Genomic DNA, 18,716 nt, shown 5'->3' with positions numbered 1-18,716 from the left:
GATGCCGCCGACGCCTTCGACGGCCGCCAGCTCCTCCCGGGTCGCGGCCCGGATCGCGTCGAGCGATCCGAAGTACGACGCGAGAGCCCGCGCCGCGACCGGGCCGACGTGCCGGATCGACAGGCCCACGATGAATCGCCAGAGATCCTTCGACTTCGCCAGCTCGAGCTCGGCGAGCAGCTTCTCGGCGACCGCCGACGGACCGGTCACCGCCGGCTGGTCCTTGCGGGCCGGCGTGACGATGCGCCGGAACGGGGCGCGCAGATCGGGGCGACCCTCGGCATCCACCTTCACGATGCCGGTCTCGGCGTCGCGCACGCGCACCTCGATCGGCAGCAGGTCGTCCATCGTGAGCGCGAACAAGCCGGCCTCGGTGACGAGCGGCGGGGGCGACGGGATGTCGGGCTGCGTGAGCGCGACCGCGCCGATCTCGCCGAGCCCCTCGATGTCGAGGGCGCCGCGGGAGCCGATGTGCTCCACCCGTCCGCGCACCTGGGCGGGGCAGGACTTCGCGTTCGGGCAGCGCAGGTCGACGTCGCCGTCCTTCGCCGGCTTGAGCGGCGTGCCGCACTCCGGGCAGTCGGCGGGCATCACGAACTCGCGCTCGCTGCCGTCACGCAACTCGACCACCGGGCCGAGCACCTCGGGAATGACATCCCCCGCCTTGCGCAGCACGACCGTGTCGCCGATGAGCACGCCCTTGACCTTGACCACGTCCTGGTTGTGCAGCGTCGCCTGACGCACCTCGGAGCCGGCGACGCGCACCTTCTGCATCACCGCGAACGGGGTGGCGCGGCCGGTGCGGCCGATCGACACGACGATGTCGAGCAGTTTCGTGTTCACCTGCTCGGGCGGGTACTTGTAGGCGATCGCCCAGCGCGGAGCCCGCGAGGTGGCGCCGAGCTCGTCGTGCAGCGCGAGCTCGTCGACCTTGACGACGATGCCGTCGATCTCGTGCTCGACCGAGTGGCGGTCTTCGCCGTACCTCTCGATGAACGCGGCGGCCGCCTCCGCATCGGGCAGGACGGCGAAGCGGGAGGAGGTCGGCAGCCCCCACGATCTCAGCAGCCCGTAGACCTCCGACTGCGACGCGACCGGCGGATCCGGCCAGGCCCCGATGCCGTGCACGAGCATCGACAGGTGCCCGATGCGGGAGCGCATCCGCTCGAGGGCGTCGCCGGACTTCTTCTCCGCCTTCTGGCGCAGCGACCCGGATGCCGCGTTCCGCGGGTTCGCGAAGATGCGGTCGCCCGCCGCCACCTGCGCGGCGTTGAGGGTCTCGAACGCCGCCGTCGTGAAGAAGACCTCGCCCCGCACCTCGACGAGCGGCGGATGCCCCTCCCCCGCGAGCCGCGTCGGGATCGACGTGATCAGCGCGACGTTCTCGGTGACGTCCTCGCCGGTGACGCCGGTGCCGCGCGTCGCGGCCGTCACGAGTACGCCGTTCTCGTAACGGAGGTTGAGGGCGAGCCCGTCGATCTTCAGCTCGCACAGGTAGTCGACCCGACGGCCGGCATCCCGTTCGACCTTCGCCGCCCAGGCCAGGAACTCCTCGCGCGAGAAGACGTTGTCGAGCGACAGCATCGGCTCGGCGTGACGGACCTCGTCGAACAGGGTCGACCGGGCACCGCCGACGGTCTGCGTGGGGCTGTCCTGGCTCTGCAGCTCGGGATGCATCCGCTCGAGCTCTTCCAAGCGCTGCAGGAGCCCGTCGTACTCGGCGTCGTCGACGAGAACCGTGTCGCGCTCGTAGTACGCCTCGCGCAGCTCGAGGATGCGACCGGTCAGCTCGTCGGCTTCGACCTTCGCCGCCGCGAGGTCGGCGCTCGTGCGCTGCGGCACCTGGTCGATCGGATCAGAAGCGGCTCCGCGAGGCATGCCGCCAGCTTAGGAACAGCCGCCGACGGTCCCGAGGGCTGGCCTACGGCACGATGACGGCTCGGCCGCGCAGCTCGCCCGCATGCAGCTTCTCGTACGCCCGCGGCGCCTCGTCGAGGGAGAACACCTCGGTCTCGACGTGCACCGCGCCGGTGCGTGCCAACTCGAGCACCTCGAAGAGTTCGTGGCGGTATCCCCAGTAGGGACTCCGCACCGACGCCTCATACGGCTTGTCGAGCATCCCGACCGGGAGCGACCCCGACCCGACGCCGACGTGCACCTGGTCCCCGCCGACGCGGATCATCGCCTGGCCGAGCGTCATCGTCGCCTGGATGCCGACGAAGTCGAACACCGCGGTCGCGCCGAGACCCCCGGTGAGCGCCTTGACCTCGTCGATCGCGGAGTCGTCGGAGTGGAACGCGTGGTGCGCGCCGACCTCGCGCGCGAGCTGCAGCTTGTCGTCGCTCACGTCGAGGGCGACGACGGTCGCGGGGCTCACCGCGCGCAGCATCTGGATGGCGACGTGACCGAGCCCGCCCGCCCCGATGACGACGGCCGTCGAGCCGGGAACGAGCTTCGGGAGGGAGTTCTTGATCGCGTGGTACGGCGTCAATCCCGCGTCGGTGAGGGAGACGTTCTGCACCGGGTCGAGGTCTCTGAGCGGCACGAGATGCCGCGAGCTGTCGACGATGAGGTACTCGGCCATGGCGCCCGGGGCACCGAGCCCTGGTGGCGTGATGCCGAGATCCGCCGCGTTCTCGCAGTAGTTCTCGTGGCCCTGGGAACACGCGTAGCAGAAGCCGCACCCCCACGGTCCGTAGACGGCGACGGAGGTTCCCAGCTCGAGCCCGCTCACGCCTTCGCCGAGCTTGTCGACCACCCCGGCTCCCTCGTGGCCGAGGGTGAGCGGGAGGCCGTAGACGTACTGCTCCTCGTCCAACGACATGATGAACTCGTCCGAGTGGCAGACGCCGGCAGCGGTGATCTTGAGCCGCACCTCCCCGGGTCCGGGTTCGGGGGTGTCGATCTCGACGACTTCGGGCGGCGATCCGATTTCGCGGTATTGGAGAGCTTTCATGCTTCCACGTTCCAATGGCGGCCGACCTGTCTCAAGGGGGTCGCCAAACCGGCGATCCCATGCAAGACCGTCGTGCGCGGGAGGTCAGACGGTCGCGGGGACCGCCGAGACGGTGCGGTCGATCGTGCACTGGCCGAGCACGCGGGTGCCGACGTAGAGCACCGCGCTCTGCCCGGGTGCGACGCCGTCGAGCGGCTCCCGGAGGGTCACGACGAGTTCCCCGTCCCGCAGAGCGGCGGTCGCAGGAACCGGGTCGCCGTGCGCGCGCACCTGCACTTCGCAGTCGAACGCGGTCGCGGGGTCGGCGGGCGGCATCCCGGCCCAGGTCACGCGGGTGCCCGCCAGCTCCCCGATGGCGAGAGCCTCGCGCGGGCCGACGACGACCTCGTTGGTCTTCGGCCGGATCTCGAGCACGTAGCGCGGCTTGCCGTCGGCCGCCGGGAAGCCGATGTCGAGGCCCTTCCGCTGGCCGACGGTGAACGCCAGCGCTCCGGGATGCGTGCCGACGCGCGCGCCCGACCGGTCGAGGATGGCGCCCTCCGCCAGGTCGACCCGGTCGGCGAGCCAGCCGCGGGTGTCGCCGTCGGGGATGAAGCAGATGTCGTGCGAGTCGGGCTTCTGCGCGACGGTCAGCCCGCGCGCGGCGGCTTCGGCGCGCACCAGATCCTTCGACGGGGTGTCGCCGAGCGGGAACATCGCGTGCTCGAGCTGCGCGTGCGTGAGCACGCCGAGCACGTAGGACTGGTCCTTCGCCCAGGTGGCCGCACGGTGGAGTTCGGGGTGGCCGTCGGCATCCCGGACCACCGAGGCGTAGTGACCCGTCGCGACCGCGTCGAAGCCGAGCGCGAGAGCCTTCTCCATGAGCGCCGCGAACTTGATCTTCTCGTTGCAGCGCAGGCACGGGTTCGGCGTGCGGCCGGCGGCGTACTCGGCGACGAAGTCATCCACCACGTCCGCGGCGAAGCGCTCGCTGAAGTCCCACACGTAGAACGGGATGCCGAGCAGGTTCGCGGCGCGGCGGGCATCCATCGAGTCCTCGATCGTGCAGCAGCCGCGCGACCCGGTGCGCAGGGTGCCGCGCTGCCGGGAGAGGGCGAGATGCACCCCGACGACCTCGTGACCGGCGTCGACGGCGCGCGCGGCCGCGACGGCGCTGTCGACGCCACCGCTCATCGCCGCCAGGACCTTCACGAGCCGAGAACCTTCACCCGTCCAGGGTAGCTGGGCGTGCGGCGCCTCCGCCGGTCGCATGAGTGGGAACTACTCATTCCCCCCGCTCCGCGACTCCGGGAACCTGAGCGCATGTCTGAGCCCCTCCATGTCCCTGTCCGCGCCGGCCTCCTCGTGCTCGCCGGCGCCGCCCTCCTCGCTCTCGCCGGCTGCGCCGCCCCGGCCTCCGGCGGCGACGCCGCAGGCGGTTCGGACGCTCCGGCGGTCGACGCCCCCGCCGCGCCGGCCGAGGCCGAACGTCCGGAGGGTCTCGACGACAGCCTGCCGGTGCCGTCGGGCGTGCTCATCAGCGCCACCCCGGAGGCGAGCGCGTGGGAGTACATCTACGGCGAGGTGACCACCGAGGAGGCGCGGGCCTTCGCCGACGGCTTCGAGGCGGCCGGCTACGACCTGAAGGTCACGGTCGACTCCGACGGCGTCGAGCAGTGGTACTTCCAGAACGCCGACTGGGCGGTCAAGCTCGAGGAGACCCACGCGACCGAGCAGCTGCTGTACTGGGTCGACCCGATCATCGAGTAGCGGCCCGCGGCCGTCAGCCCGGGATGTCGGTGAGCGTCTTCTCGACGGTCGCCAGGCGACTCTCGATGCCGTCGAGACGGGTCAGCAGCTGCCGCTGCACGGCGGCGCTCTCCTCGGCGAGGCGCTTGTAGTCGCCGCCCTGGGCCGCCTCGGCGAGCTTGCGTTTCGTCTCGTTGGCTCCGTAGAGCGCACCGGTGATCGTGATGGCGACGATCACGGTGACGACGACGATTCCGGTCCAGAACGCGGGGCTGGAGAGGATGTTATCCATCAGGGGTGCTCCTTCGGTGGGGTTTCTCGAACCGCGGCGACGACCGCCGCGAGGTCGACGTCGAGCCGGAACGGCACGACCTCGAAGACCTTGAGTGCCGTGCCGTCGGCGCCGAGTTCGAGGCGGCCGGACACGAAGCCCGACTCCTCGAGCCGGGTGAGGTGCATGTAGAGCAGCGCGCGGCTCATCCCCGCCCGGCGGGCGAGTTCGCTCACGTGCAGCGGGCCGTCGGCGAGTTCGGCGAGGATGCGCAACCGCTGCGGGCTTGCGATCGCCGTGAGCCGTGCGGCGAGCCCCTCGGCATCCATGCGCATCCCTCGTGTCGACTACTTCTATCACCTGTCAGGGAAACATTACACCCCGCACCGCTCGGAGGCGGCCGTTTGCCCGAAGGATCAGGATGCGGCGCGGGCCTGCGCGAGCACGTCCGGCAGCACGGCCAGGAGGGTGTCGATCTCGGCGGGCGTCGTGTCGGGGCCGAGGGTGAAGCGAAGGGCCCCGCGGGCCTCGGCGGCGGGGACGCCCATCGCCAGCAGCACGTGCGAGACCTCGGCGACTCCGGCCTGACAGGCGGACCCGGTCGACACCGAGAAGCCGGCGCGGTCGAGCAGGTACAGCAGCGCGTCGCCGTCGCAGTCCGCGAAGGTCGCGTGCACGTTGCCGGGCAGGCGGTCCTCGCGGGCGCCACGCAACACGACGCCGGGCAGCTTCTCGAGGCCCGCGCGGAGGCGGTCGCGCACGACGACGAGCGGCTCGTGCGAAACCGGGATCAGGGCCGCGGCCGCGGCGAACGCGGCGGCTCCGGCGGCATCCTGGGTGCCCGAGCGGGCGCGCTGCTGGTCGCCGCCGTGCAGCAGCGGTTCGACCGTCGCCGTACGGGAGACGACGAGAGCGCCGAGGCCGACCGGTCCGCCGATCTTGTGGGCCGACACCGACACCAGGTCGGCGCCCACGGCGTGCACGTCGATCGGCACCGAGCCGTAGGCGGCGATCGCGTCGAGGTGCACGGGCACTCCGGCCGCGTGGGCGAGCCGCACGATCTCGTCGACCGGCTGGAGCGTGCCGACTTCGTTGTTCGCCCACAGGACGGTCACGAGGGCGATGTCGTCGGGATCGGCGAGCGCGAGCGACAGGGAGTCGAGCGACAGACGGCCCTCGGCATCCACGTCGATCCAGTCGATGACCGCACCCTCGTGCTTGGCGAGCCAGGCGACGCTGTCGAGGGTGGCGTGGTGCTCGGCGCGGGTCGTGAGGATGCGGCGGCGCGGCGCCCGCGCCCAGAACGATCCCTTGACGGCGAGGTTCACCGCCTCGGTGCCGCCGCCGGTGAAGACCAGCTCGACGGAGTCGGCGCCGAGCGTCGCGGCGATCGCCTCCCGGGAGGTCTCCAGCAGGTCGCGCGCCGCCTGGCCGTGCCCGTGGATCGACGACGGGTTGCCGACGAGTCCGAGCGCGTCGAGGTAGACCTCGCGCACCTCGACCGGCATCGGCGAGGTCGCCGCGTGGTCGAGGTAGATCGACGGGTGACGCACGGACATGAGCCCACCCTAGGAAGCCATACGCTGGAACGCATGCCCGCCGCCGCAACCCGGGGAACCCCCGCCGACGATCCGCTCCGCGATCTCGGCGTGCGGATGACCCCTGCCGGCGGCGAGATCCGGGTGTGGAGCGCCAACGCCCACGGGGTCGACCTCTGCGTCTTCGAGGGCAAGGATCCGTCCTACGCGAGCACGACGGTGTCGCTCACCCAGGACTCGGCGGGTGTCTGGAGCGCCGTGACCCGGGCACTCACCCCCGGCACCTACTACGCCCTCCGCGCCCGCGGCCCGAAGGGCCCGACGCACGCGTTCGACCCGACGAAGAACCTGCTCGACCCGTATGCGCGGGGCCTCGCCCGCACCGAGGCCGGCGAGTGGCGCGGGTACGTGCAGGACGACACGTTCGACTGGAGCGGCTCGACGAAGCCCGCGGTGCCGCTCGACCACACCGTCCTCTACGAGGCCCACGTGAAGGGCTTCACGAAGCTGCATCCCGGCATCCCCGAGGAGTTGCGCGGCACCTACGCCGGCCTCGCCCACCCGGCGGCGATCGAGTATCTGAAGGATCTCGGCGTCACGACCGTCGAGCTGCTGCCCGTGCATCAGAGCGTCAGCGAGCAGCGCCTGCAGAAGATGGGCCTCATCAACTACTGGGGCTACAACACCCTCAACTTCTTCACCCCGCACGCCGCGTACGCCACCCGCACGGCGCAGACCGGCGGCACGGGCGCGGTGCTGCGCGAGTTCAAAGGCATGGTGCGCCTGCTCCACGAGGCCGGGCTCGAAGTCGTTCTCGACGTCGTCTACAACCACACCGCCGAGGAGGGCCGCGGCGGTCCGGTGTTCTCGTTCCGCGGGCTCGACAACGCCTCGTACTACCGGCAGGACGAGACCGGCGCCTACATCGACACCACGGGCTGCGGCAACACGGTCGACTTCGAACGCCCCGAGACCCAGCGGCTCGTGCTCGACTCGCTGCGCTACTGGGCCAACGACGTGCAGATCGACGGGTTCCGCTTCGACCTGATGGCGACCCTCGGCCGCGGCGCCGGCGCCGAGTTCGACCCGCAGCATCCGCTGCTGCTCGCCATCCGCGACGATCCCGCCCTCGCCGGCGTCAAGATGATCGCCGAGCCCTGGGACGTCGGCCTGGGCGGCTGGCAGGTGGGCAACTTCCCGGCCGGGTACTCCGAGTGGAACGACGGCTACCGCGATCGGATGCGCAACTTCTGGCTGCGCGACATCGCCGACGCGCGCGGGGCGGACGGCGACCACGACGGCCTCCCCAGCGAGGGGATCGGGTCGCTCGCCCGCCGCCTCGCCGGATCGAATCACGTGTTCGCGCTCGAACGCGGGCCGCTCGCGAGCGTCAACTTCATCACGGCGCACGACGGCTTCACCGCCTGGGACCTCGTCTCGTACGACCAGAAGCACAACAAGGGCAACGGCGAAGACAACCGCGACGGCTCGAACGACAACAAGTCGTTCAATCACGGCGTCGAAGGGCCGACAACGGATGCCGACATCCTGCGGGTGCGCCGGCGCGCGATCCGCAACCTGCTGGGCACGCTGCTGCTGTCGGCCGGAGTCCCCATGCTCACCGCCGGCGACGAGTTCGGGCGCAGCCAGCGCGGCAACAACAACGCGTACTGCCACGACTCGGAACTCACCTGGCTGTCGTGGGAACGGGACGACTGGCAGGACGAGCTGCACGCCGTCACCCGGCACCTGCTCGAGCTGCGCCGCGAGAACCCGGCCCTGCGCCCGGTGCGCTTCGGCCGCTTCGGGGAGACCACGCCGAGCGCCACCCAGATGGACTGGTACAACAAGCAGGGCCTGTCGATGTCGCTGGCGGACTGGGACTCCCCGGCCGAGCGCACCCTGCAGTATCTGGCGGCGTCGACCCCCGAGTTCGAGGACTTCAACCGCATCCTGCTCGTCGTGCACGGCCTCGAGACCGACGTGACGGTCACGCTGCCCGAGCACGAGGGCGTGAGCGGATACACGCTGCTGTGGGATTCCGCCCAGGACGATATCGCCGACCGCGAGCCCGAGCACGCTCCCGGCGACGACCTGCCGGTGGGACCGACCTCGATCCTGCTCTTCCGCGCGCACTGACGTCGCCCCCGGCTCACCACCCCAGTAGGGTTTCTCTCATGTCCGATGTGACCCCGCCCGCTGCAGGTTGGTACGCGGATCCGGAGAACCCGGCCGGCGAGCGCTGGTGGAACGGATCCGGCTGGTCGGACCACAAGCGCGATGCGACCGTCGTGGCGCCCGTCTACAGCGACCCGGCGCCGGCGCCGGTCGAGACCGGATTCACCTTCGGCAGCCCGGCGAGCGCCGGCGCGCGCCCCGACCCGTACGCGCCCCCGCCCGCCGCCCAGCCGTACTACGGGGCGCCCGCGGCGCCCTACGCCCCGGCACCGTACGCCCCGGCACCCTATGGAGCACCCGCCCCGGGCACCGGCACCAACGGGCTCGCGATCGCCGGACTCATCGTGTCCGCCGCGGGGTGGCTCATCCTCGGCGGCCTCGCCGCGATCGCCGGCATCATCCTCTCCGCCTTCGGACTCTCCCGCGCCCGGCAGCTGGATGCCCTGGGACACCCGAACAGCGGCCGCGGCATCGCGCTGGCCGGCCTCGTCATCGGCATCGTCGTCTTCGTGATCAGCATCATCGTCGTCGTGGTCTACATCGCGTTCCTGATGTCCTACGGGTACGCCTCCTGAGCACGACCGCGGTCGTCGCCCTCCGGGCCGCCGGCATCCCCTTCGCCGAACGCGCCTACGCGCACGACCCCGCCGTCACCGACTTCGGCCGGGAGGCCGCCGAGGCGCTCGGGGTCGAGCCCGATCGGGTCTTCAAGACGCTCCTGGCGGATGTCGACGGCCGTCTCGTCGTCGGGATCGTGCCGGTCACCGGCAAACTCGACCTCAAGGCCCTCGCAGCCGCGGCCGGCGGCAAGAAGGCGGTGATGGCCGACCCGGCGGTCGCCGAACGCCGCACCGGCTACGTCGTCGGCGGCATCTCGCCGATCGGGCAGAAGAGCGTGCACCCGACCGTGCTCGACGAGAGCGCCGAACTCTGGGACACAGTGTTCGTGAGCGGGGGACGCCGCGGCCTCGACCTCGAGCTGGCTCCGGCCGACCTCATCCGCGCGACCTCGGCGACGGTGGCCGACATCGCGCGCTGACCCGACGGTCAGCGGATGGTGATGCCCGCGGGGTCGCCGCCGCTCGCGACCCAGAGAGCCTCGAGTTCGGCGATCAGGGCGTCGACGTCGGTCGGCAGGTTCTCGTTCGGGAAGGACTGACCCAGGAGGAGGTCGACGACCTGCACGGTGGGCGCTTCGGCCTCCGCGCCGTCCTCGGGCGCCGCCGTCTCGGCCGGAGCGGCCGTGTCGCCGGGGGCGGGGGTCTCGACGACCGAGTCCACCCCGGTGACCGCGAACTGCACGCGACGGATCTGGGCGGGAGTCGTGGTCAGGGTCTCCCAGTCAGCCAGGCTCGCGAAGAAGGCCGCCTGCTGGGCGAAGCCTTCGCCGCCGGTCGCCCCGGCGGACCAGCGCCCGTAGCTGTAGACCTCCCAGGGCTGGGGGTCGCCGAAGTCGCGGGCGCCGGCACCGATGACGACCACCAGTTCCACGTCCGCGCCGAGGGGGTGCGCCGCGATGGACCGGTCGCGCACCGCGAGGATCGCGGTCTGCGCGTCCGCGGCCGACACGTCATCGACGAGCGTGGCCTTGACCCGGGTCGCGTCGATATCGATGAGCTCGACGCCGGCGATCCCGGCCAGCTCGTCTTCCAGGTCGTCGGTCGGGGTCGACTGGCATCCGGCGAGCAGCAGCAGCGCCACGACGGCCGGCGCGACCAGCAGCCGCCAGCGGCGCGGGTTTCCGGTGGGGTTCATCGACGTCACCCGACCACCCTAGCCAGGCCGATCGGTCTGGCCAGGGCCATTCGGCCGCGCGTCAGCCGCCGATGCGCACCCAGTCGACGGCGACGGTGCCGTCGGCCTCCGTCACGGTCGTCGACATCCCCGTCGCGGTGCACGCGACGGCGAGATCGCCCGACCAGGCTTCGGACGCCAGCTCGTCGGGATCGGGGCTGTAGACGGCGCCGCCCGACTCGAGGGTCACCGTCGTGTCGTAGCCGCTCGCGGCGTCGCCGACGAGCGCGTAGGCGCCCTCCGCACCGCTCCAGGTGCCGCTCTCGATCCCGTCGTGCAGCACCGTCTGCGTGAAGGGGACACCGTCGCTGGACCCGCTGATCACCGCGGTCGACCGGTCGGCGTCGAGGCGATACGTGCCGCCGTCCCGCCACTCGAGGCGCAGCACCCCGGACGTGCTCACCTCGGCTCCGGGGAGCGCCTCGTCGACGATCAGTTGGAGGGAGTCGCGCCAGGAGTCGTTCACCAGCTCCCACGCTCCGATCGGGCAGGAGGTGAGGTCGGCTGCCGCGTCGGTCTGCTCGGCGTCGCCCTCGGATCCCGATCCGGTCGCCGAGGGGCCCGGCGTCGCGGCGCCCCCGCCGACGGCGCTCAGCAGGGTGCAGCCGGCGAGACCCACGACGAGGAGCAGGGCAGCCGCGGCACGCGCGACGCGGACGGGCGAGGAAGGACTCATGCGGGCATCGTGGCAGGATGCCCGCATCCCGGCGATGAGTAGATTCCACTCACCCGCGGGCCTGATGCTCCACCGTCAGGCGGTCGCGAGCAGCCCGAGCTCCGCCGGCGTCGCCAGCAACGCGTGGTTGGGCACCACCCGCACCGTGTACCCGAACGCCCCGGCGAGGTCGAGTTCGACCGTGCCCTGGAACGTGGCGGGCGATCCGAGGTCGTGCGACTCGAGGTCGAGCCGCAACCGACGGATGCCGGTGAGCACATCGCCGTCGCGGGCGGTGCCGTAGACCAGCTCGACCTTCACGTCGTCGGGGACCAGGTCACCCAGCTCGACGTAGGCCCGCACGTTCAGGTGCTCGCCGAGCTGCGGGGTCGCATCCACTCCCCCGGATTCGACGTGGGCGACGTGCACCCCCGGCCACGCCCTCTCGACCTTCGCCGTCCAGGCCGCGAGGTCGCGCGCGGGCGCGAACGACGACGCCGAGATCGCACGCTCGGCGACAGCTGCGGGCGTGTAGAGACCGCCGACGTACTGCTTGACCATGCGGTCGGCCGAGAGTTCCGGCGACAGCGTGGCGAGCGTGTGCCGCATGTCGGCGACCCATTTCGCCGGGATGTCCCCGGGGCCGCGGTCGTAGAACCGCGGGGTGATCTGGTGTTCGAGCAGGTCGTAGAGCGACGCCGCCTCGAGCGCGTCGCGTTCGGCGCCGTCGCCTGCGGAATCGGCCGACGGGATCGCCCAGCCGTTGCGGTCGTCGTAGTACTCGTTCCACCAGCCGTCGAGGATCGAGAGGTTGAGAGCGCCCCCCATCGCGGCCTTCATCCCGGACGTGCCGCAGGCCTCGAGCGGGCGGAGCGGGTTGTTGAGCCAGATGTCGCAGCCCGGGTAGAGGGTCTTGGCCATCCCGATGTCGTAGTTGGGCAGGAAGACGATGCGCTGCCGCACGTCGGCCCCCTGCGAGAATTCGACCAACTGCTGGATCAGCCGCTTGCCCTCGTCGTCGGCCGGGTGCGACTTGCCGGCGATGACCAACTGGATCGGCCGCTCCGGGTGGGTGAGCAGGGCGCGCAACCGCTCCGGGTCGTGGAGCATCAGGGTGAGCCGCTTGTAGGTGGGAACGCGGCGCGCGAAGCCGATCGTCAGCACGTCGGGGTCGAGCAGGTCGCGGAACCACGCGGGATCGGCGATCCCCGGGTTCTCCTCCGCCCAGGCCGCCGACATCCGCCGCCGTGCGTCCTCGACGAGCTGCTCACGCATCCGCCGCTTGAGCTGCCAGAGGTCGTCGTCGGTGACCGCGTCCGACGCCCAGTCGGCGACGGTCGTGTCGGAGGTGCCGAGTTTCGCGGCGGCGAGCGCCGTGACCTCCGGGTCGGTCCAGGTGGGGGCGTGCACGCCGTTGGTGACCGAGCTGATCGGCACGTCTTCGGCGTCGAAGTCGGGCCACAGCGCGTTGAACATCCCACGACTCACCTCGCCGTGCAGTTGCGAGACGCCGTTGGCGCGCTGCGCGAGACGCAGGCCCATGTAGGCCATGTTGAACGACGGCGCGGGATCGTTCGGGTGACCGTCGACCGTCGGCTCGACGCCGAGCGCGAGCACGTCGGCGACATCGACTCCCGGCAGCAGGTCGGTCGCGAAGTAGCGCTCGATGAGCGCCGCGTCGAACCGGTCGATGCCGGCCGGCACGGGGGTATGCGTGGTGAAGACCGTGCCGGCCCGCACGACGCGCAGCGCCTGATCGAACGTGAGGCCTTCGCCGATGAGGTCGGCGGCGCGCTCGAGCCCGAGGAATCCGGCGTGTCCCTCGTTGCTGTGGAACACCTCCGGCTCCGGCAGCCCGGCGAGGGCGGAGTAGATCTTGACGGCGCGCGTGCCACCGATGCCGAGCAGCAGCTCCTGCAGCAGCCGGTGCTCCCCGCCGCCCCCGTAGAGGCGGTCGGTGACGCCGCGCAGCTCTTCGTCGTTCTCGGGGATGTCGGTGTCGAGCAGCAGCAGCGGCACGCGGCCGACGTCGAGCTGCCAGATCCGCGCGCTGAGCGCCCGCCCCTCGGGGAGGGCGAGCACGACGACCGCGGCCGAGCCATCGGGATCGCGCAGCACCCGCATCGGCAGGCCGTCGGGGTCGACGACCGGGTAGCTCTCCTCCTGCCAGCCCTCTCGCGAGATCGCCTGGCGGAAGTACCCGGCGCGGTAGAACAGCCCGACCCCGATGATCGGCACGCCGAGGTCGGAGGCGCTCTTCAGGTGGTCGCCGGCGAGGATGCCGAGACCACCCGAGTACTGGGGCAGCGCGGCGGCGATGCCGAACTCGGGCGAGAAGTACGCGATCGAGCGCGGCGCCGCGCCGTCGAGCGTCTGATACCACCGCGGCTCGGCCAGGTAGGCGCGCAGGTCATCGCGCAGCGCCTCGGCGCGGCCCACGAAGTCGGCGTCGGCGGCGAGTTCGGCGAGCCGGGCGGGCGACACCGCCCCGAGAAGTCCGACGGGGTCGGTGGAGGCGAGCCACGCGGTCTCATCGACTTCGCGGAACAGGTCGATCGTCGGCTGATGCCACGACCAGCGCAGGTTGGCGGCGAGCTCGTCGAGCGCCGCCAGGGCGTCCGGCAGGACGGGGCGGACGGTGAACCGTCGGATGGCCTTCACAAGGGCCGAGCCTACGTCGAGCCGGTTACCGCCTCGTTACGAGCGGGCGACTCCCGGCGGATTCCGTGCCGATCGCGGGGCCGGAGTCCCCCGACTCCGCCCCGCGACCGGCCCCTTTCGGATGCCGGCGGCCTGCGACCCGCTCGCTGCCGAGCACGGCACCCGCGTGCGCGGCGACGAGTCGTCGCACACCGGGCTGCTCGAGGTGCCCCCACCGCATCCGGTCGCCCGGGTGCGAAAGCACTCCCCCTCCTTTCAGCATACGGACGGATCACCCGCGCGTCACCCTCCTGGCTCGCGGGCCACCGCGAGAGCGCTTAGCCGCGACCAGCCGGTCTGGCAACCTCCTCGGAACGTTCGGGGCGACCCAGTACGGTCGAGACATGGCCGACGCACCCGCCACCGAGGCCCCTTCGACCGGCACCGCCCTCGCTCCGACCGCCGCCCCCCGGGTGCCGGGAAAGCTCGGCCGCATCCCGATCCGCGACCTGCGCCCGCGTCAGCTCGAGAACCTCTGGGCCGCGAACGCCTACGTCGGCGAGGTCGTCCCGTTCGAGGCGACCGTGTTCCGCGAAGGCCACGACTCGCTCTACGTGGCCCTGCAACTCATCGATCCGGCGGGCGCGTCGAGCACGCACCCGATGCGCGAGGTCTCCTCCGGAACGGATCGCTGGCGGGCCGAGGCCCGGCTCGACGCCCCGGGAACCTGGCGCTGGCGGGTCGGCGCGGCTGCCGACGACTGGGCGACCTGGCTGCACAGCGCCGACGTCAAGATCGGCGCCGGTCAGGACGTCGAGCTCGTCTTCGCCTCGGGCGTGGAATTGCTCGAGCGCGGTTCCGGGAAGGTGTTCGCCGATGCCGCGAAGGCCCTCGCGGACGGCGGGCTCAGCGCCGCCGCGCGGCTCAAGGTCGCGCACGACCCGCGCCTGACGGCGGCGATCGCCGCCGAGCCCCTGCTCTCGCTCGTGACCGAATCCGCGGAGCTCGAGCTCCGCGTCGAGCGCGCGCGGGCCGCGGTCGGGTCCTGGTACGAGTTCTTCCCGCGCAGCGAGGGCGCCAAGCAGGCGAAGGACGGCACCTGGACCTCCGGCACCTTCCGCACCGCCGCGAAGCGCCTCCCCGGGGTCGCCGCGATGGGCTTCGACGTGCTCTACCTCCCGCCGATCCACCCGATCGGCGTCGCCTTCCGCAAGGGACCGAACAACAGCACCGAGGCAGGCCCCGGCGACCCGGGCAGCCCGTGGGCGATCGGCGGACCGCTCGGCGACGGCACGAACGGCGGGCACGACAGCATCCACCCCGACCTGGGAACGCTCGACGACTTCCGCGTCTTCGTGAAGGAGGCGGCGAAGCACGGGCTCGAGGTCGCCCTCGATCTCGCCCTCCAGTGCTCCCCCGACCACCCGTGGGTCACCGAGCATCCCGAATGGTTCATGCACCGGCCCGACGGCTCGATCGCCTACGCCGAGAACCCGCCGAAGAAGTACCAGGACATCTACCCGCTCAACTTCGACACCGACCCGGAGGGGCTGTCGGCCGAGGTGCTGAGGATCGTCGAGCACTGGATCGCCCAGGGCGTCAGCATCTTCCGCGTCGACAACCCGCACACCAAACCGCTGTGGTTCTGGGAGTGGCTGCTCGGTCGCATCGCGCAGACGCATCCCGACGTCGTCTTCCTCGCCGAGGCGTTCACCCGCCCGCCGATGATGCACGCCCTCGCCGAAGCCGGGTTCCAGCAGTCGTACACCTACTTCACCTGGCGCAACACGAAAGACGAGCTGGAGGAGTTCCTCACCGGGCTCGCCACCGAATCGGCGGACTACCTGCATCCGAACCTGTTCGTGAACACGCCCGACATCCTCACGGCGTACCTGCAGTTCGGCGGGCCGGCGGCGTACAAGATCCGCGCCGCGATCGCCGCGACCGCGAGCCCGTCGTGGGGCGTGTACGCCGGCTACGAGCTCTTCGAGGACGTCGCCCGTCCCGGCAGCGAAGAGAACATCGACAACGAGAAGTACGAGTACAAGGCGCGCGACTGGGCGAAGGCCGAGGCCACCGGTCGCACCCTCGCGCCGTACCTCACGCTGCTCAACCGGATCCGCCGCGAGCATCCCGCGCTGGCCCAGCTGCGCAACCTGCGCGTGCACTGGAGCGACGACGACTCGATCCTCGTCTACTCGAAGTTCCTCGCCGCCGACTTCTCGCCCACGGGCAAGCCCGACGGCCTCATCGTCGTCGCCAACGTCGACCCGCACTCGGTGCGCGAGACGACCGTCCACCTCGACCTGCGGCAGCTCGGACTCGACCCGGCGGCGACCTACGACGTCACCGAGCTGGTCACCGGACAGCGCTGGACGTGGGGTGAGTCGAACTTCGTGCGGCTCGACGCGTTCACCGAGCCCGTCCACATCCTGTCGGTCTCGTATCCGACCGCCGCCGGAGCTAGGAAGGCCTGATGCCCGCGCCCAAGAAGTCCGCCGTGCCCGCGCTCCCCGAACTGCACCCGGGGACGATCTCGTCGATCGTCGCCGCGAGTCATCCGAACCCGCACGAGTGGCTCGGGGCCCACGCCCTCGACGGGGGCGGCTGGGTGATCCGGGCGGTCCGTCCGCTCGCGACGACGGTCACCGCGATCCGGGCGGATGGCTCCCGCGCCCCGCTCGCCCACGTCGCCGACGGACTGTGGCAGGGCTACGCCCCCGGCGAGGGCCAGGCCTACGACCTCGAGACGACCTACGACGACGGCCCCGCGTGGCTGACGGGCGACCCGTACCGCTTCGTGCCGAGCGTCGGCGAGGTCGATCTCTACCTCTGGGGCGAGGGCCGGCACGAGCAGATCTGGCAGGTGCTGGGGGCCCACTACCGACCGCACGAGGATGTCGTCGGCACCAGCTTCTCGGTGTGGGCGCCGCACGCCCGTGCCGTCCGCGTCGTCGGCGACTTCAACTCCTGGTCGGGCCTGCTGCACGCGATGCGCCGGCTCGACGACAACGGCGTCTGGGAACTCTTCGTGCCCGGGCTCGAGCCGGGATCGACCTACAAGTTCGAGATCCTCACCGCCGCCGGCGCCTGGGTCACGCGGGCCGACCCGATGGCGCGTTACACCGAGGTGCCGCCGCGCACGGGATCGAAGATCGGGCAGACCCTCCACGAGTGGCACGACTCCACCTGGTTGGCGCAGCGCGCGAGCCACGACCCGCACAACTCGGCGATGAGCGTCTACGAGATGCACCTCGGGTCGTGGCGCCCGGGGCTTGGCTACCGCGAACTCGCCGACCAGCTCATCGAGTACGTGCACGAGACGGGCTTCACGCACGTGGAGTTCCTCCCCGTCGCCGAGCACCCCTACGGACCCAGCTGGGGGTACCAGGTGACCGGCTACTACGCGCCGACCTCCCGCTTCGGGCATCCCGACGACTTCAAGTACCTCGTCGACCGCCTGCACCAGGCGTCGATCGGCGTCATCGTCGACTGGGTGCCCGCGCACTTCCCCAAGGATGAGTGGGCGCTGGCGAACTTCGACGGGCAGCCGCTCTACGAGCACTCCGACCCGCGTCGCGGCGAGCAGCCCGACTGGGGCACGCTGGTGTTCGACTTCGGGCAGTCGCAGGTGCGCAACTTCCTCGTCGCGAACGCCCTGTACTGGCTCGAGGAGTTCCACGTCGACGGGCTGCGCGTGGATGCCGTCGCCTCGATGCTCTACCTCGACTACAGCCGCAAAGAGGGCGAGTGGCTGCCGAACGAGTTCGGCGGCCGCGAGAACCTGCAGGCCATCTCGTTCCTGCAGGAGGTCAACGCGACCGCCTACAAGCGCAACCCGGGCGTCGTCATGATCGCCGAGGAGTCGACGTCCTGGCCCGGCGTCACCGGTCGCACCGGCGAGAACGGCCTGGGCTTCGGGCTGAAGTGGAACATGGGCTGGATGCACGACTCGCTCGAGTACATCCACCAGGATCCGATGTGGCGGGCGCACCACCACGACAAGCTCACCTTCTCGTTCGTCTACGCCTGGAGCGAGAGCTTCCTGCTGCCGATCTCGCACGACGAGGTCGTGCACGGCAAGGGCTCGCTGCTGGCGAAGATGCCCGGCGACCAGTGGCAGAAGCTCGCCAACATGCGCGTGTTCCTGGCCTACATGTGGGCGCATCCCGGCAAGCAGCTGCTCTTCATGGGCCAGGAGTTCGGTCAGCCCTCCGAGTGGAGCGAGCAGCGCGGCCTCGACTGGTGGATCCTCGACCAGCCCGCCCACCAGGGCCTGTCCCGTCTCGTCTCCTCGCTGAACCGCGTCTACCGGGCCGAGGCGGCGCTGTGGGAGCAGGACAACACGCCGGCCGGCTTCGAGATGCTCGCCAACGACGCCGGGTCCAACGTGCTGTCGTTCGTGCGCTGGTCGGCCTCCGGCGAAGCGCTCGTCTGCCTGCTCAACTTCGGCGGCAACCCGGTGGGTCCGTACCGCGTCGGGCTGCCGTTCGCGGGACGCTGGGACGAGGTCATCAACACCGACGCCGTCGAATTCGGCGGGTCGGGAGTCGGCAACTACGGGTCGGTCGTCGCGTCGGAGGAACCGTGGGACGGGCGGCCCGCATCCGCGGAGCTCACACTGCCGCCGCTCGCCGCCCTCTGGCTGCGCGCCGCGCGCTGAGCCTCGATCCGCCGCAGCATCGCGCGGCGTTTCGACAGCTCGATCTCGTCGTGCTCCGGCACCGGGGTCGGTTCCAGGTCGGGGAGGTCGAGCTCGTCCCCCATGTACACCCGTCCCAGCCGCCCGGACATGGACATCTCGACGCCAGCGAGCAGACCGATCATCAGCACCCCGGCGGTGATTGATCGCATCCGCTCGTCGGGGGCGAAAACCACGCGTTGGCGCATCTCCTCGATGTCCCGAGGGCTGCGCGTCATCCCGGCCTCCCCTTCCCTGCCGTGCGGATTGCCGCG

Annotated in this window: 16 protein-coding genes; 6 read left to right on the top strand and 10 right to left on the bottom strand. The window is 71.2% G+C overall.

The annotated features are described in order from the left end of the window. The 3 genes from ligA to mnmA form a co-directional block, all read right to left on the bottom strand. Positions 1-1,878 (bottom strand): NAD-dependent DNA ligase LigA (ligA, locus tag ACILQS_RS10440; protein ID WP_395640059.1); only part of this gene is annotated, 1,878 nt, incomplete at its 3' end. Positions 1,879-1,921: 43 nt separating this feature from the next. Then, the gene (locus ACILQS_RS10435) at positions 1,922-2,956 is read right to left on the bottom strand and encodes an NAD(P)-dependent alcohol dehydrogenase (protein WP_395640058.1); all 1,035 of its coding nucleotides are present in this window, start codon (positions 2,954-2,956) and stop codon (positions 1,922-1,924) included. An 84-nt stretch (positions 2,957-3,040) separates the two neighbouring features. Beyond that, entirely contained in the window at positions 3,041-4,147 is a 1,107-nt protein-coding gene (mnmA, locus tag ACILQS_RS10430; protein WP_395640057.1) for a tRNA 2-thiouridine(34) synthase MnmA, read from the bottom strand. A gap of 111 nt (positions 4,148-4,258) precedes the next feature. Between mnmA and ACILQS_RS10425 the strand changes: the two genes are divergently transcribed. Continuing rightward, positions 4,259-4,705, top strand: a complete 447-nt coding sequence (locus ACILQS_RS10425) for a hypothetical protein (RefSeq protein WP_395640056.1) — start codon at positions 4,259-4,261, stop codon at positions 4,703-4,705. Positions 4,706-4,718: 13 nt separating this feature from the next. Here ACILQS_RS10425 and ACILQS_RS10420 read toward each other — a convergent pair whose 3' ends face one another. The 3 genes from ACILQS_RS10420 to ACILQS_RS10410 form a co-directional block, all read right to left on the bottom strand. After that, the gene (locus ACILQS_RS10420) at positions 4,719-4,976 is read right to left on the bottom strand and encodes a hypothetical protein (RefSeq protein ID WP_395640055.1); all 258 of its coding nucleotides are present in this window, start codon (positions 4,974-4,976) and stop codon (positions 4,719-4,721) included. Then, positions 4,976-5,284, bottom strand: coding sequence for an ArsR/SmtB family transcription factor (locus tag ACILQS_RS10415; RefSeq protein WP_395640054.1), 309 nt, complete (start codon positions 5,282-5,284; stop codon positions 4,976-4,978). The genes ACILQS_RS10420 and ACILQS_RS10415 overlap by 1 nt, the downstream gene beginning before the upstream one ends. Before the next feature lie 87 nt (positions 5,285-5,371). Further along, on the bottom strand, positions 5,372-6,514 hold the full coding sequence (locus tag ACILQS_RS10410) for a cysteine desulfurase family protein (protein WP_395640053.1): 1,143 nt from the start codon (positions 6,512-6,514) through the stop codon (positions 5,372-5,374). 33 nt (positions 6,515-6,547) lie between these two features. Here ACILQS_RS10410 and glgX point away from each other — a divergent pair, with 33 nt between their 5' ends. From glgX to ybaK, 3 genes are read left to right on the top strand one after another with little or no spacing between them, the layout of a single operon-like run. Then, the gene (gene glgX, locus ACILQS_RS10405) at positions 6,548-8,632 is read left to right on the top strand and encodes a glycogen debranching protein GlgX (RefSeq protein WP_395640052.1); all 2,085 of its coding nucleotides are present in this window, start codon (positions 6,548-6,550) and stop codon (positions 8,630-8,632) included. 38 nt (positions 8,633-8,670) lie between these two features. Next, on the top strand, positions 8,671-9,246 hold the full coding sequence (locus ACILQS_RS10400; protein ID WP_395640051.1) for a DUF2510 domain-containing protein: 576 nt from the start codon (positions 8,671-8,673) through the stop codon (positions 9,244-9,246). Further along, the gene (gene ybaK / locus ACILQS_RS10395; RefSeq protein ID WP_395640061.1) at positions 9,243-9,710 is read left to right on the top strand and encodes a Cys-tRNA(Pro) deacylase; all 468 of its coding nucleotides are present in this window, start codon (positions 9,243-9,245) and stop codon (positions 9,708-9,710) included. The genes ACILQS_RS10400 and ybaK overlap by 4 nt, the downstream gene beginning before the upstream one ends. Positions 9,711-9,718: 8 nt before the next feature. Here the strand turns inward: ybaK and ACILQS_RS10390 are convergent, their stop codons facing one another. The 3 genes from ACILQS_RS10390 to glgP form a co-directional block, all read right to left on the bottom strand. Then, complete coding sequence (locus ACILQS_RS10390; RefSeq protein WP_395640050.1) at positions 9,719-10,435, bottom strand: hypothetical protein; 717 nt, start codon at positions 10,433-10,435, stop codon at positions 9,719-9,721. Between the two features lie 52 nt (positions 10,436-10,487). After that, the gene (locus ACILQS_RS10385; protein ID WP_395640049.1) at positions 10,488-11,141 is read right to left on the bottom strand and encodes a hypothetical protein; all 654 of its coding nucleotides are present in this window, start codon (positions 11,139-11,141) and stop codon (positions 10,488-10,490) included. Between the two features lie 75 nt (positions 11,142-11,216). Beyond that, complete coding sequence (gene glgP / locus ACILQS_RS10380) at positions 11,217-13,781, bottom strand: alpha-glucan family phosphorylase (RefSeq protein ID WP_395640048.1); 2,565 nt, start codon at positions 13,779-13,781, stop codon at positions 11,217-11,219. Between the two features lie 383 nt (positions 13,782-14,164). Between glgP and ACILQS_RS10375 the strand changes: the two genes are divergently transcribed. Both ACILQS_RS10375 and glgB read left to right on the top strand, forming a co-directional pair. Then, positions 14,165-16,237, top strand: coding sequence for an alpha-1,4-glucan--maltose-1-phosphate maltosyltransferase (locus ACILQS_RS10375; protein ID WP_395640047.1), 2,073 nt, complete (start codon positions 14,165-14,167; stop codon positions 16,235-16,237). Next, entirely contained in the window at positions 16,234-18,423 is a 2,190-nt protein-coding gene (gene glgB / locus ACILQS_RS10370; protein WP_395640060.1) for a 1,4-alpha-glucan branching protein GlgB, read from the top strand. The genes ACILQS_RS10375 and glgB overlap by 4 nt, the downstream gene beginning before the upstream one ends. On the opposite strand, the gene ACILQS_RS10365 is transcribed toward glgB, so the two are convergent. Beyond that, positions 18,318-18,716: hypothetical protein (locus ACILQS_RS10365; RefSeq protein WP_395640046.1), on the bottom strand; the 399-nt coding region annotated here is incomplete at its 5' end. The two genes, glgB and ACILQS_RS10365, sit on opposite strands and share 106 nt — an antisense overlap.

The sequence above is a fragment of the Pseudolysinimonas sp. genome (genome assembly GCF_044239695.1).
GTDB lineage: Bacteria > Actinomycetota > Actinomycetes > Actinomycetales > Microbacteriaceae > Pseudolysinimonas_A.
This window is presented reverse-complemented; position numbering and strand designations above follow the sequence as displayed.